Genomic DNA, 14,696 nt, shown 5'->3' with positions numbered 1-14,696 from the left:
AATGCTCCCGGGAGACGATCTCCCGTCGAATTGGTCAATTCCAGTATCCAAGTTCCTCGCATCGCACAACCCACAAAAGGGTTAGCGCGAGCGGCTCTCCACTCCTGACCAGGGGCGCGATGTCCACGCTTATTTCGGCCGCAGCCGAGACGGAGGCCTCGCGGCGGTGAACCTTTGCCATCGCCGCCCGCCCTGATGCGGGCAAGACCACACTCACAGGCAAGCTGCTGCTCGGAAGGGGGAGCGATCCAGTGTGCCGGGCAGGTCCGCGCCAAAGGCAACCGGCGCCGCACCCGCTCCGATGGGACCAGGGTCAAGCAGGAACGCGGCCTCTCTGTCGGCACCAGCGTCATGGCCTGCGACCCGATAACCTTTGATTATCGTGCTGAATGAATTGCGTAGAGGCCGATGCCTTCACGCTGGGGCTAGAGCCCTTGGGAGGAGGATTCCTCCTCCCAAGGGCAAGCCTTCAGATGGGGCAGACACCGCTGGCGCATTGCAGATGCGCCCAGTCCACCGCCTCCTGCACCGCGCCGTCGTGGATGTTTTCCACCATTGCGGCGAAGCGGGCGGTGGAGACCTCCTCCTCGGGCAGATACTCGTAGCCCAGCTCACTGTCCGGCCGGCTCGGCAGCACGGAACAGCAGCGCACCTGCGGCTGGTGCTCGCGCACCATGGCGCGGAAGGATTCCAGGTCGTGCCGGTCGGTGTAGACCTTCAGCGTGTAGCTCACCTGGTTGCCGCGCTCGGCGCCGATCCAGAAGGCCTCCAGCAGCTGCAGCCAGCGATACTGCTCCTCCGGTGTTGCCTCGGGCGCGGTGACGAGCGCCTCGTCCATGCCCAGGCGCTGCGCCAGCGGCACGGTGGGAAAGCCCACGATGGTCATGCCGGGAAAGCTGCGAAGCTCGCGCAGCGGGTAGCCGCGCGCCTCGTACTCAGCCAGCAAGGGGTCGGAACCCACCGCCCAGCCCCCGGCCGCCGCATCCCGCGTGCCCTTGAACTGCACCCAGCGGAGATATTGCCGCCGCGCCGGGAGATGCGCGCCCTCGGTCAGGCCGAACAGCTTGCTGGTGGTGCCGGCGGGCTTCACCGTGGTCACCGTCACGGGATCAGCCATGCCGAGGCTGGCCGCGTACTCGGCCGCTTCCTGCTTGGCTGCATCCGAGAGCCGACGCAGCGCCTGCCAGAAGGGGGCGGAGCGGCGCTCGTCCAGCAGGTCCTGGAAGCCGAGGCCGAAGCGCATCCAGGCCCATTCATGCAGCCCGGTGGGGCCGATGCCGATGCGGTTGGTGCGTGCGACCTCCTCGCCATAGAGCGCATCCATCCGGTTGGCGCGGATCAGGAAGCGCACGCCGAGCCGGACCGAATCCTCCACCCGCTCGTCCCACAGCCGCGCCACATCCTCCGGCGCCGTGCCAGGGCGGAACTGCTCGAACCCCACGGGGCAGGCCATCAGCGGCGCGAAATCGGCGATGACGCAGTAGCCGCCCGTGACATGCAGGGTGATCTCGCCGCAGGGGTTGGTGGTGACGGGGAAGCGCGCCTGTGCGGCGCGGCGGGATGCCTCGGCCAGCAGCCCGGCGGCGGCGTCCACCTGGTAGCGGGCGGAGCGGAAGTCGCGGCCATCCTCGTGCACCGGCTTGTCCCAGGCGCTGCCGGTGCGGTGGTCCTCCAGCAGGTCGCCGTTGATGAAGCCGGGCTCGCCATTGATGTAGGCGCAGGCCGTCACCTCCTCGAACACCATGCGGGCCTGGGCGGTGAGCGGGTCCGCCCCGTCGCCCTCGCGCAGGCGCTGCCAGAACTCGCGGTCCACCATGACGGAGTGGTTCGCCGTCCAGAGCCCGCCCTCCGACTTGGCGCGGATGAAGCGGCGGATGCCCGGGTCGCGCCAGGACTTGGTGGCCATGCGCGCGGCGCGGCGGGCGCCGCCCACCTGCACCTCCACCGAGAGGTGGTGATCGACCAGCAGCGCCTGCTCCCAGGGCTGCAGCGCCTCACCCTCCGGGTCCCGCGTCCGGGCCGGCTCGATAACGTGGCGGCGGATGTTGATCAGCCCGCGCAGCAGCGAGATGGGGCCGGAGGAGGGGCGGCCCTGCATGCCCTTGATCGGGCTGCCGCCGGGGCGGATGCCCGAGAGGTCGATCACCAGGGTGCGGCCGCGCTCGGCGCGGAAGGCCATGGCCTCCAGCACCTCAATCGCCTTGGCCCAGCCCTCGCGGCTGTCCTCCACCCGGTGCAGCACGGCGCCTTCGGGGAGGCCGTCCAGCGAGGGCAGCAGCGTCTCGGCCAGGAAGCCGCGCACCGTGGCCTCGGCCTCGGGGCCGAACTGCTCGGGGCCGGTGCCCCAGGGCAGCAGGTTCAGCTCGATGCCGAAGCGGCACAGCGCCGCCGCGTCCTGCGGATAGTCGGCATGGTCCGGGGCCAAATAGAGGCCGAGCGCGGGAGCCTGGCCCCAATCCGTGGTGATCAGCGCGTCGTCATAGGCGCGGCCGACGCCGGAGCCGTTCAGCAGCAGGTAGAATTCGGCGAAGGAGGCGATGGCCGTCGCGCAGTTGGTGAACACCTCCATGTTGCGGCCGGGCTGCGCGGCATCGCCATGCTGGAGGTGGCGGCCGGAGGTGAGCAGTGCCCCGGTCGCGATGGCGTTGCGCAGCCGGGCGCGCTCCACCTCCAGCGCCCCGCCGGCGCCGAGCAGGCCGATATTGCCGGTGGAGACACGCTCCGCCACCCGGCCGAAATCCTCCTGGTCCTCCGGGCGGAACACGGTGCGGCGGCCGACCGCCAGTCCCATGCCCCTGTCCAGCGGGCGGGCAGCCAGTGCTTTCTCGCCAAAGCTCTCCCCCGGAATCCGCGCTTGTGGGCGCGGCCGGGCGAGGGCGTGAATCGGCTGGCTGAATCCATCCATGGGAAAGGCTCCGGTAGACTGTTCGCGGCGGCCCCGAGTTGCGAATCGGTCTCAGGCGCCACACCAGATATGGTATGACCGAAAACCGCTATACACTAAATAGGGTTTCTGGGGTGTGAGTTCACGCCCTCAGGAAGCGCCATGAAAACAACGGCCCGGCGGAGTTTCCTCCGCCGGGCCTGAGGCCGGCCGCGCAAGGGGCTGGAATGATTCAGCGCAGGGTGGGGTCCAGCCGGTCCCGCAGCCAGTCGCCCAGCAGGGAGACGGAGAGGGTGGTCAGCACGATCACCAGCGAGGGCGAGAGCAGGATCCAGGGCGCCCGCGTCAGATATTCCCGCCCGTAGCCCACCATGTTACCGAGCGAGGTCTGCGGCGGCTGCACGCCGAGCCCGAGGAAGGAGAGGCCGCTCTCCAGCAGGATGATCTCGGGGAAGGCCAGCGTCATCGAGACGATCAGGGTGGAGGCGATGTTGGGCAGCACGTGCCGGCCATAGACCCGCCAGGGCGTGGCGCCGAGCTGCTTCACCGCCGCGGCATAGCCCTGCGCGCCCGCGCTGACGGCCAGGCCGCGGGCGATGCGCGCGTAGCGTTCCCACCCGTGCAGCCCGAGCAGGCAGACGAACAGGGTGAGCGAGTTGCCGAAGAAGGCCAGCACCGAGAGCGCCAGGATCAGGAAGGGCATGGCCGCCTGGAAATCTACCAGCGCCAGCACCGCCTGCTCGGCGAGGCCGCGGAAATGCGCGGCGAGGAAGCCCATCGTCACGCCCAGCGCCGCCGAGATCATCGCCGCGCCGAAGGCGATCAGCAGCGAGATGCGGATGGAGACGATGAGGCGGCTCAGCACGTCCCGCCCCAGCTCGTCCGTGCCCAGCGGGTGCAGCCAGGTGCCGCCCATGAAGACGGGCGGCGCGAGGCGGCTGCGCAGGTCGAGCGCGGTGATCGAGTAGGGGGTGATCCACTCCGCCAGCAGCGCCACGCCCAGCATCAGCGCGATCCAGCACAGCGCGAAGATGACGAGAGGCGGCAGCCCGGCGCGCTTCGGCTTCGGCGGGGCCACCGCCGGCGCGGCGGCGTGGTCCATCGTGGCGTCGGACATCAGGCGGTCCCCCGCGCGCCGTTCCGCAGCCGCGGGTCCAGCACGCCATAGAGCAGGTCCACCACCAGGTTGGCGGTGACCATGGTGGCGGCGACCAGCAGCAGGATGGCCTGCACCACCGCCAGGTCCCGGTTGGCGACGGCCACCACCAGCAGCCGCCCCACGCCGGGCCAGGAGAAGACGCTCTCCACCACCACCGCACCGGCCAGCAGGCTGCCGATCATGAAGCCGACGATGGTGACGGTGGGGATGGCGGCGTTGGGCAGGGCATGGCGGCGCACCGCCACCTGCCAGGGCACGCCCTTGGCCAGCGCGGTGCGCATGTAGGGCTGGCCCAGCACCTCCAGCATGGCGGAGCGTGTGAACCTTGCCAGCACCGCCGCGCCGCCCAGCCCCAGCGTGATGACGGGGAGGATAGCGTGGCGCCAGCTTTCCTGCCCGCCCGAGGGCAGCCAGCCGAGCTGCACCGCGAACAGCAGCACCAGCATCAGGCCGAGCACGAAGGAGGGCACCGTGAAGCCGGCCACGGCCAGCAGCATCACCGCCCGGTCGGCCCAGGAATTGCGGTGCAGCGCGGCATAGACCCCGGCCGGGATGCCGAGCCCGATCTTGATGAACAGCGCCGGCACGGTGAGCGCCAGGGTGGCGGGAATGCGCTCGCCCACCAGGCTGACCGCGCTGCGCCCGTCGCGCATGGAATTGCCGAGGTCGCCCTGGAAGATGGCGGTGAAGTAGCGGAGATACTGCGCCCAGAGCGGGTCATCGAGGCCCCAGGCGCGGCGGAAGGCGGCGATCGCCTCCGGCGGCGCGTCGGCCGACATGATGAGCAGCGCCGGGTCGCCCGAGAGGCGCAGTACGACGAAGGCGAAGGTCACCACCAGCACCAGGGTCAGCAGGGCGCGCGCGAGGCGCAGGCTGAGGAAGCGCAGCATTCAGGCGGCCTTGGCAAGCGTGGTTTCGGAAAGGCCGGTGCCGGGCGCGGTCTCGCCCTGCGCCACGTGGCAGGCGACCAGCCGGCCATCGGCGCGCGGCTTCAGCGCGGGGGTCTCGGCGGCGCAGCGGGCGCTGGCCACCGGGCAGCGGGGATGGAAGGCGCAGCCGGCGGGCCGCGCCGCCGGGTTCGGCGGGTCCCCCTGCAGCACGATGCGCTGCCCCCGCCGCTGCGGATGCGGGATGGCCGAGACCAGCGCCCGCGCATAGGGGTGGGCCGGGTCGTGCAGCACCGCGTCCGGCTCGCCTTCCTCGACGATGCGGCCGAGATACATCACCGCGACCCGGTGGCTCATCTGCCGCACGGCGCGCAGATCATGGCTGATGAACAGCAGCGAGACGCCGCGCTCGGCCTGGATCTCGGCCAGCAGGTTCATCACCTGCGCCTGGATCGAGACGTCGAGCGCGCTGATCGGCTCGTCGCACACCAGCAGGGCGGGGTCGGTGGCCAGGGCGCGGGCCAGCACGGCGCGCTGCCGCTGGCCGCCCGAAAGCTCGTGCGGGTAGCGCGCCGCATGGTCCGGCCGCAGCCCGACGCTCTGCAACAGCGCCGCCACCTGCGCGGGCGAGGAGGCCCGGCCATGGATAGCCCAGGGCTCGGCCACCTGGGCGCCGATCGTCAGGCGCCGGTCCATGGCGCCGAGCGGGTCCTGGTAGACCATCTGCATCCGTGCCCGCAGCCGGCGCCATTCGGCGGTGCCGGGGGCCGGGAGGGGCTGGCCCTCGAAGCGGACATGGCCCTCGTCCGGCGTCTCCAGCCCCAGCACCAGGCGGCCGGTGGTGGACTTGCCGCAGCCGGATTCGCCCACCAGGCCCAGGGTGCGCCCATGCTCCAGGGTGAGGGAGACGCCATCCAGCGCCCGCACCTCGACCGGCCGCCCGAGCCAGCCGCGCCGCATGGTGTAGCGGCGGACCAGCCCTTCGGCCTTCAGCAATTCGCTCATGCCGGCATCAGCGCCGGCGCGGGGGAGACCATGGCGGCGGCTCCGGGATAGAGGCAGGCGGCGCGGTGATCAGGGGCCACCTCGGCCAGGGGGGGTGGCGCCGCCTCGCAGGCGGCGGCGCGGCGCGGGCAGCGTGGCGCGAAGGCGCAGCCGCGCGGCATCGCCCAGGGCTCCGGTACGCCGCCGGGAATGGCGGCGAGCGGCCGGCGCGGCCCGTCCATCGGCGGCAGCGCGGCCAGCAGCCCTTCCGCATAGGGGTGGGCCGGGCCGGCGAAGAGCCGCTCCGCCGCCGTCTCCTCGACGATGCGCCCGGCATACATGACGCAGACCCGCTCGCAGGTCTCGGCGACGACGCCGAGATCGTGGCTGACCAGCACCAGCGCCATGCCCGTGTCGCGCCGGATTTCCGCCAGAAGCTCCAGGATCTGCGCCTGGATGGTGACGTCGAGCGCGGTGGTCGGCTCGTCCGCCACCAGCAACTCGGGGCGGCCGGCCAGCGCCATGGCGATCATCACGCGCTGGTTCTGCCCGCCCGAAAGCTCGTGCGGGAAGGCATCGAGCCGGCGCCGGGCATCCGGCATGCCGACCTGGTCGAGCAGCCGCCGCGCCTCCTCGCGCGCCGCGGCGCCGGAGAGGCCCCGGTGCAGCCGCAGCGCCTCGATGATCTGCTTGCCGATGCGGTGCACCGGGTTGAGGCTGCTCGCCGGGTCCTGGAAGATCATGGCGACGCGGCCGCCGCGGATACGGTCCAGCGCCGCGGCGGGGGCGCCGATCAGCTCGGCGCCCTCCAGCGTCACGCTGCCGGAGACCCTCGCCTTGCCCGGCAGGAGGCCCAGCGCCGCCAGCCAGGTGACGGACTTGCCGCAGCCGGACTCGCCCACCAGCGCCACGGCCTCGCCCCGCCCGATGGCGAGGTCGACGCCGCGCAGCGCCGGCAGCCCGTCGAAGCTGACGGTGAGGCCGCGGATCTCGACGAGAGGCTCCGCCATGCCCTCAGCTCTTCCAGTTGCCGGCGCGGAAGTCCATCGCGAAGGCGGGCGCCGCCTTCCAGCCGATGTCGCGCCGCTTGGCGGTGAAGGTCGCGTTCTGGTGCAGCACGGTGTAGGCGGGGTCCTCGCGCTCGCAGATCTCCAGCATGCGGCGGAACACCTGCTTGCGGCGGGCGCGGTCCGTGCTCGTCTCCAGCTCGACGGAGAGGCGGTTCATCTCGTCGTTGCTCCACTCGCCAACCTGCTGCTGCTGGCCGTTCGGCCCGTGCTGGTTGACGATGGAGGAGACGGGATCGTTGAAGGGCGCGCTGTTCGACCAGTCGCGCACCGCCCGGCCCGGCTCGCGGGAGAGGATCTGCGACCAGTTCTCCTTCATCTCGATCTGCACGTTGAGGCCGACCTGCTTCCACATCTCCACCAGCACCTGCGCCGTCGGCGTCTGGTTGGTGTAGTAGTTGTTGAGCAGGCGGTAGGGGATCGGGTCGCCCTTGTAGCCGGCCTCCTTCAGCAGGCGCTGCGCCTCGGCCGGGTCATACTTCGGCACGCTCCAGTCGGAGACGAACATGTCGCCGTAGTATTCCCACTGAAGCCCCTTCGGCACGACCGTGCGGCCGGACCACAGGCTGTCCACGATCGCCTGGCGGTCGATGGCGTGGGTGAAGGCGCGGCGGATGCGCGCATCGGCGAGCTGCGGGTGGTTCTTGTCGAAGACGGTGAGGCGGTGGTTGAGGATGGTGCCGCCCTGCACCTCGAAGCGCCGGTCGCCCTCGATGCCGCCGATCTGGTCGGGCGGGATGTCGCAGGCGAACTGCACCTCGCCCGAGCGCAGCATGTTGACGCGCGCCGAGACCTCCGGCACCTCGATGAAGCGGATCTCGCGCAGCGGCGGGCGGCCGCCCCAGTATTCATCGTGCGCGACGAGGCGCAGCAGCTGGTCCGGGCGGAACTCGGCCACCTTGTAGGGGCCGGTGAGGATGGGCTTGCGCGCCCACTCGAACCAAGTCTCGGCCTCGATGTAGCCGCGCTTGCTGATGATCTGGCTGCCGTAGCGGGAGAGGCGGCCCTCCAGCGTCACGTCCGGCGTCGCGTTGTGGAAGCGCACCGTGTACTTGTCGACGATCTCGACGCGCTCCAGCGCCGGCCAGGAGCGGCGCGCCACGGCGGGCACCTCCGCCGGCAGGTCGCGCCCGGCGCGGGTCGGGATGCGGTCGCCCGAGACGCTGATGGTGCGGCCCTGCGCCGTCGGGTTGGTGTCGCCGAACATGCGCTCGGGGCCGAAGGTGAAGACCACGTCCTCGGCGGTCATCTCGTCGCCATTGTGGAACTTCACGCCCTGGCGGAGCTTCAGCTCCACCACCTGGTCGCTGATGCGGCGCCACTCGGTCGCCAGCTCCGGCACGGCGCCGAGGCCGCCCAGCCAGTCGCGCCCGATCAGCCCTTCCCACAGCGAGGAGAACAGCACGCGCTCGCCGACATTGGACTGCTCGCGCAGCACTTCCAGCGTGTTGCTGTTGCTGATCTTCTGCACCGCGATGGCGATGCTCGGGCGGTTGTCGGCCTGCGCGACGGCGAAGCGCGGCAGGGCCGAGAGACCCAGCGCGCCACCGGCGCCGAGCAGGAGGGAACGGCGGGGCGTCATCATGGATTGCGCTCCTCAAGGCCACCCGGGGTGGCGCGGAAATGCGTCAGGGTGCGCTCGGCGTGCCGCATCCGGTGCGACAGCGCCTTCTGCGCGTATTCGGCGACGACCGCGGCATGCGCGGGATCGTTCGCCAGGTTGTCGAATTGCTGCGGGTCGCGCTGCAGGTCGAAGAGCAGCGGCGGCAGGCCGGAGAAATGGACGTATTTCCAGTTCTCGTCCTGCACCACGCAGAGCGACGCATCGTCCAGGCCGAGGCCGAGCGCGGTCTCGGGCTTGGAATAATGCACGTCGCGGAAATCGTATTCGTAGAACAGGTGCTCCCGCCAGTCGGCCGGCCGGCCGTCCTGCAGCAGCGGCAGGATGGAGCGGCCGTCGCAGGCGCGCGGCGCCTCGCCGCCGAGCCATTCCAGGATGGTCGGCAGCACGTCGACGCTCTCGGTGAAGGCGCTCTCGATCTCGCCCGCGCGGGGCGAGGCACCGGCTTCCTTCACCACCAGCGGAATGCGGAAGCTCTCGTCGTGGTAGCCGATCTTGCCGAGCAGGTAATGGTCGCCGAGCTGCTCGCCATGGTCGGAGGTGAAGATGACCATGGTGTCATCCCACTGCCCCGTCGCGTCGAGATAGTCGAAGACCTCGCCCAGCGCGTTGTCCACCTCGGTGATCAGGCCGGCATAGGTGGCGCGCATGGTGCGGATGGCCGCCTCGTCCAGTGCGCTCGCGGCACCGCCGGCGCCGTGGAAGAAGGAGCCCTGGCTGATCCCGCGCAGGTAGAAATCCAGCAGCGGGTGCTGCGCCGCCTCCTCCTGCCAGGTGGGGCGGCGGTGCAGCGCCGGCATATCGGCCGGGCTGTACATGGTGTTGTAGGGCGCAGGCGCGATGAAGGGCGGGTGCGGCCGCCAGTAGCCGAGATGCAGGAACCAGGGCTTGTCGCCCTTGCCCTTCAGGTAGGTCAGAGCGCGCTCGGTGAAATAGGCGGTGTCCGACAGCTCGGCCGGGATGCGGCAGGGGCGGTCGGTGGCACCCGGCACGCTGTCCTCGCCCTCGGGCAGCCAGATGTCCTCGCGCTTCTCGGGCAGGGCGTAGCCCTTCTGGGCGAGCCAGCCGAAATAGCCGTCCATGCTGGGCTCGAAGGCGCCGACGGCGCGGAAGCCCTCCATCAGGTCGCCCAGCGTGGTGAAGCGCGGGTCGCGCGCGCCGGTGGTGCGCGGGTCGGGGGTGGAGGTGGTGTAGCCGATCAGCGCCGGGTCGTAGCCGATATGCCGCAGCGCCTTGCCGAGGTTCATGTGGCGCGAATCCAGCGGCACGGTGTTCTGCACCGCCCGGTGGTTCATCAAATAGAGGCCGGTGAGCAGGCTGGCGCGCGCCGGGCCGCAGGGCACGGCGTTGGTCACGTGGTTGCGGAAGGTGACGCCCTCCCGGCACAGCCGGTCCAGGTTCGGCGTCCGCAGGAATCCGGCCCCCAGCGCGGGCACGAAATCCGCCCGCCACTGGTCCACAACGATCAGCAGAACATTTTTCCGTCGCGCCATGCGGCAATCCGTCCCGTCATACTCTTCGGGCGGAGCGCTTAGGCTGTGTGCCGCGACGGGCGGATGACAGGGTTATGGCAGTGTCGTGACACTCGACGGCAACGGCCGGCCCCGCTCGACGAGGCCGGCCCGGCCCGCGCGGCCTGGCTTCAGCCGCTGCGGAGCACCGCCTGCAGCCCGCCGGAGCGGTGCAGCACCTGCATTCCCACCTCCTCCCCCGCGCGGTGGAAGGCGATGTCCAGATGGCCTTCTCCCAGGCGGAGGCTGCGCAGGGTCAGCCTTTCCAGGAAGCGCGGCAGCACCGGCTGGTCGAAGCGGATGCAGTGGGCTTCGGCGTCGAATCCGAGCCCCAGGCAGGCACCCAGCAGGGCGAAGGGTGCCGTGGCCGCCCAGGCCTGCGGCGCGCAGGCCACCGGGTAGAGCGTCGGCCCCTGGCCGCGGCGGCGCGGGAAGCCGCAGAACAGCTCCGGCAGGCGGCGCAGCTCCACATAGGTGGCGGCGTCGAACAGGGCGGAGAACACCTTCGCCGCCTGCCGCCGGAAGCCGTAGCGGGCCAGCCCCTCGGCCACCAGCGCGTTGTCGTGCGGCCAGACGGAACCGTTGTGGTAGCTCATCGGGTTGTAGCGCGACTGGCCGGCGGCGATGGTGCGGATGCCCCAGCCGGAGAAGGAATCCGGCTCCAGCAGCGTGTGCGCCACCCGCGCCGCGCGCTCCGGCAGGGCGATGCCGGCGAACAGCGCGTGCCCGGCATTGGAGCTGCGCACCCGGCAGGGCTGCTTCCGCCCGTCCAGCGCCAGGATGTAGGTGCCCAGTTCCTCGTCCCAGAAGCGGGCGTCGAAGGCCAGGCGCAGCGCGTCGGCGCGGCGGTCCAGTGCCTCGGCGGCGAGCGGGTCGCCCAGGCGGCGGAAGATGCGGGCGGCGGCGCGCCAGGCGCCATAGACATAGGCCTGCAGCTCCACCAGCGCGATCGGCCCCTCCGCCAGCCGGCCATCGGCGTGGAAGATGGCGTCGTGGCTGTCCTTCCAGCCCTGGTTCAGCAGCCCGTCCGGCCGCTTGCGGCTGTATTCGACGAAGCCGTCCCCGTCCGTGTCGCCGTGCCGGTCGATCCAGCCCAGCGCCGCCTCGATGTTCGGCCGCAGGACGCGCAGCGTGGCCAGGTCGCCGGTTCGGTCGAGATAGGCGCCGGCCAGCATGACGAAGAGCGGGGTGGCGTCGGCGCTGCCATAGTAGCGGCGGAACGGCACCTCGCCGAGCAGCGCCATCTCGCCCTGCCGCGTCTCATGCAGGATCTTGCCGGGCTCGGCATCGGTCGCCGGGTCTTCCTCCGTCGCCTGATGGGCGGCCAGGAAGCGGAGCACGCCGCAGGCCAGGGCGGGGCTGTACCAGAGGGTGTGCCAGGCGGCGATCAGCGCGTCCCGCCCGAAGGCGGTGCTGTACCAGGGGATGCCGGCATAGGGGTATGGGCCCTCCGGCGTCTCGGTCACCAGCATGCTGAGATCGGCCGCGGCGCGGCGCATCGTCTCGTTGAAGATGTCGTTGCTGCTGTCGAGGCCGGCCCGCAGCGTGGCGTCGCGCCGCTGCGCCCGCCGCGCCTCGCGCAGCGCCAGGCCGAAGGCCTGCCGCGCCGTGCAGGGCGCCGGTTCGCGGTTGCAGCCGATTTCGATGAACACCGCCTGCCGGGTGCGCGGCGGCAGGGTGAGCTCGTAGATGGCCCGCTGCGCCTCCAGGCGGCTGGGTGCGGGATCGAAGCGCAGCACGGTCTGGCGCCGCTGGGCATCCAGCCCGGTGTAGGAGAGGGTGACGTGGTCCCGCTCCTGCAGGGGCGCGTGCAGTGTGCCACGGCGCTCGCGCCGGGCGCCGCGTGCCTCGAACAGGTCGGCGAAATCGGCGGCGAAGCGGAGCTCCAGCCGCAGGCGGTGCGGACGGTCGTCGAAATTCCGCAGCGACAGGCGCTCGTGGCAGGCCCCCTTCCAGAGGAAACGGCTGCGGCGCAGGTGCAGGAGGTCGTTCGGCACCGCCTCCAGCTCGCCGCCGGCGGGCAGGTCGGGGTTCGTCAGGTCGCAGGTGAGGGCGGCGTTGTCGTCCTGCACGGCGGCGCTCAGCAGCAGCGGCCGTGCGCCGTTCAGCCACAGCGAGAGGTGCGACAGGTGGCGCGTGTCGTCGTGGTAGAGGCCTTCCGGGCCGCCGCCGAGGTCGCCCGCATGGTCGAAAAGGGCGAAGGTGTCGCCATGCTTCAGGGTGGTGGAGCGCCCTTCCTGCAACGAGGCCGTGGCCGCGACGGGGAAGCCATCGTCATCCGGATGGGGTGCGCCGGGAGCGGAGATGTCTATGGGGCGGTCCATCAGGTGCCGGCCGCAAGGCGACGGGGCGGGGTGCGGGCGAACATCAGGGGTGATCCTCCAGCCTCGGTTGCCTTGTTTATGCGTTGGGACCCGTCACCACTTGGTCAAGTGGCCGCCAGACGGCGACGGGCCACGTCCACCTGATTTCCGGCGGATGCAACGGGCTGGCGGGTCGGCAGGGGCGCGACGGAGAGGCCAGCAGCCGGCGACCTGAAAAATATCGGGTTAACGCCCAAAAAAAGCGAAATATTTCGTAATATGTCAGGATATCCGGAGAAACGTGGTCCTGCTCCTGGCCTCCGCTGTCGCGCAGATGATTTGCGTCGCTCGGGGGCGCTTGCCATAACCGGCCGATCGCATGGTGCAAACACGACAAGACACGGGTTCGGGGCCGGTTCTGCCGCTGGTTCCAGGCCGCCCTTCCGCGGACATCGCCGGCCGGCTGCGGAGCTGGCTGCGGCGTCATCCGCGTATCCTCAACCCACTCCGGCGCCTGATGCTGGATTCCGCGCCCTATCTGCCGGGCATGGCGCAGCTGATGACGCGCATGGGCGGGCGCTGCTGGGGCCCTTCGCCCGCCGCCTACCAGCGCTGGGTGGCCGAGCACGACACGCCGTGCCCGGAAGCCCTGGCGGCCATGGCCAGCGCCGCCCAGGCCATGCCGGACCCGCCGCTGATCTCGGTGGTGATGCCGGTCTACAACACGCCGGAGCCCTTCCTGCGGGCCGCCATCGCCTCCGTGCGGGCGCAGGCCTACCCGCACTGGGAGATGTGCATCGCCGACGACGCCTCGCCCGCGCCCCATGTGCAGGCGGTGCTCGCCGAGGCGGCGGCGTCGGACCCGCGCATCCGCACCGTGCGCCGGAGCCGCAACGGCCATATCAGCGCCGCCAGCAACTCCGCCCTGGAACTGGCGCGCGGCGAGTTCGTGGCGCTGATGGACCATGACGACCTGTTGCCGCCCCAGGCGCTGTTCGTGGTGGCGCAGCACATCCGCGCCTGCCCGGAGGCCGACCTGTTCTTCTCGGACGAGGACAAGGTGGACGGGCAGGGCCGGCGCTATGGCCCCTATTTCAAGCCCGGCTGGAATCCGGAGCTGCTGCTGGGGCAGAACCTGGTCAGCCATCTCGGCGTCTACCGGCGGGAGCTGCTCCTCCGGCTGGGCGGGCTGCGGGAGGGGCTGGAGGGCAGCCAGGACTGGGACCTCGCGCTGCGGACCGTGGCGGCGGCGGGGGTGGAGCGGGTGCGCCATATCCCGGCCATCCTCTACCACTGGCGGCAGGGCGCGGAGGCGGCCTCCTTCTCGGAGGGGGCGCTGGATCGCTGCGCGGCCGCAGGGCGCCGGGCGGTGGTCGAGCACCTGGAGCAGAGTGGCCTCCCCGGCGCCAGCGTCACCCCGCAAGGCGACCTGCCCGGCTGGTCGCGCGTGCGCCACGTCATGCCGCAGCCGCACCCGATGGCCAGCCTGGTCCTGGCACTGCCCGCCGCCCCGGCCGCGCCGGAGGACTTCCTTTCGCTGCTGGAGATGGCCGGGCATGCCCCGGCGGAGCTGCTGCTGACCTGGCCGGGCGGCACGGCGCCGGCCGTTGCGGATGCGCGGTTGCGGTTGCTGCCGGGCCAGGCCGGAGCGGGGCGGGCGGCGCTGCTCAACGCCGCGGTCGCACAGGCGCGGGGCGAGGTGCTGGTGCTGCTGGAGCCGGGGGTCACGCCAGCCGGCGAGGGCTGGCTGCGCGAGCTCGTGGCCCAGGCGCTGCGCCCGGAGATTGGCGCCGTCGGCGCCATGCTGCTGGGGCCGGGGCGGCGGATCCGCCACGCGGGCTATGTGCTCGACGGCGTGACGCCCGCCAGGAGCTGGCCCGCGCTCGGCCGGGCGGTGGAGAACGAGTCCGGCTATGCCGGCCATCTGCGGCTCCCGCGCGATGTCTCGGCCGTCAGCGGCGCCTGCCTGGCGGTGCGCAAGGCCAGCTTCGAGGCCGTCGGCGGCCTTGCGCCGCTGCCCTGCTGGTCGGACCTGGATCTCTGCCTCAAGCTGCGCGCCGCCGGGCTGCGGGTGCTGTGGACGCCGTTCGCGCGCCTCCGGCAAGAAGGGGAGGACAGGCGGGTGGACCGCACCGGGCAGGCCGAGGCCCTGTCCTGGCTGCGCACGCGCTGGGGGCGGCGGCTGGGGGAGGAAGCCTTCTTCAGCCCGCTGCTGCCGCTGGCGGAGGGAGAGCCACCCATTCTCCCCAGGCCGCGCCTCGCGGTCAGCGCCGGCTGAAG

At 71.5% G+C, this 14,696-nt stretch carries 9 protein-coding genes and 1 pseudogene; 2 read left to right on the top strand and 8 right to left on the bottom strand.

The features are described 5' to 3' along the window. Nucleotides 1-179: 179 nt before the first annotated feature. A pseudogene (locus tag ACFOY6_RS03300) lies at nucleotides 180-381 on the top strand (GTP-binding protein); the annotation flags it as partial. Nucleotides 382-469: 88 nt separating this feature from the next. Here ACFOY6_RS03300 and ACFOY6_RS03295 read toward each other — a convergent pair. The 8 genes from ACFOY6_RS03295 to ACFOY6_RS03260 all read right to left on the bottom strand — a co-directional run bounded on the left by ACFOY6_RS03295 (nucleotide 470) and on the right by ACFOY6_RS03260 (nucleotide 12,437). Next, entirely contained in the window at nucleotides 470-2,905 is a 2,436-nt protein-coding gene (locus ACFOY6_RS03295) for a recombinase (RefSeq protein WP_379648932.1), read from the bottom strand. 211 nt (nucleotides 2,906-3,116) lie between these two features. After that, a complete protein-coding gene (locus tag ACFOY6_RS03290) occupies nucleotides 3,117-4,001 on the bottom strand; it encodes an ABC transporter permease (RefSeq protein ID WP_109517592.1) in 885 nt (294 codons plus the stop codon). Beyond that, a complete protein-coding gene (locus ACFOY6_RS03285; RefSeq protein WP_109517591.1) occupies nucleotides 4,001-4,933 on the bottom strand; it encodes an ABC transporter permease in 933 nt (310 codons plus the stop codon). The genes ACFOY6_RS03290 and ACFOY6_RS03285 overlap by 1 nt, the downstream gene beginning before the upstream one ends. Continuing rightward, entirely contained in the window at nucleotides 4,934-5,935 is a 1,002-nt protein-coding gene (locus tag ACFOY6_RS03280; protein WP_109517590.1) for an ABC transporter ATP-binding protein, read from the bottom strand. It abuts the gene before it with no gap. Continuing rightward, nucleotides 5,932-6,924 carry an ABC transporter ATP-binding protein gene (locus ACFOY6_RS03275; protein WP_379648928.1) on the bottom strand — a complete coding sequence of 331 codons (993 nt, stop codon included), beginning with the start codon at nucleotides 6,922-6,924 and terminating at the stop codon, nucleotides 5,932-5,934. The genes ACFOY6_RS03280 and ACFOY6_RS03275 overlap by 4 nt, the downstream gene beginning before the upstream one ends. Nucleotides 6,925-6,928: 4 nt before the next feature. Continuing rightward, nucleotides 6,929-8,566 carry an ABC transporter substrate-binding protein gene (locus ACFOY6_RS03270; RefSeq protein ID WP_379641308.1) on the bottom strand — a complete coding sequence of 546 codons (1,638 nt, stop codon included), beginning with the start codon at nucleotides 8,564-8,566 and terminating at the stop codon, nucleotides 6,929-6,931. Next, nucleotides 8,563-10,095: a phosphoric/sulfuric ester hydrolase PehA gene (gene pehA, locus ACFOY6_RS03265; RefSeq protein WP_379648926.1), complete on the bottom strand. Its 1,533-nt coding sequence runs from the start codon at nucleotides 10,093-10,095 to the stop codon at nucleotides 8,563-8,565. Before pehA ends, ACFOY6_RS03270 begins: the two co-directional genes overlap by 4 nt. A 149-nt stretch (nucleotides 10,096-10,244) precedes the next feature. After that, entirely contained in the window at nucleotides 10,245-12,437 is a 2,193-nt protein-coding gene (locus ACFOY6_RS03260; RefSeq protein WP_379648924.1) for an amylo-alpha-1,6-glucosidase, read from the bottom strand. Between the two features lie 496 nt (nucleotides 12,438-12,933). Between ACFOY6_RS03260 and ACFOY6_RS03255 the strand changes: the two genes are divergently transcribed. Beyond that, nucleotides 12,934-14,694 (top strand): glycosyltransferase, encoded by a 1,761-nt coding sequence (locus ACFOY6_RS03255; RefSeq protein WP_379648922.1) that lies wholly within the window; start codon nucleotides 12,934-12,936, stop codon nucleotides 14,692-14,694. Nucleotides 14,695-14,696 lie beyond the last annotated feature (2 nt).

This window comes from Teichococcus aestuarii, from assembly GCF_042651065.1.
GTDB classification, from domain to species: Bacteria; Pseudomonadota; Alphaproteobacteria; order Acetobacterales; family Acetobacteraceae; genus Pseudoroseomonas; species Pseudoroseomonas aestuarii.
The sequence above is the reverse complement of the archived record's forward strand: the minus strand, read 5'-3'. Positions and strand labels throughout refer to the sequence as shown.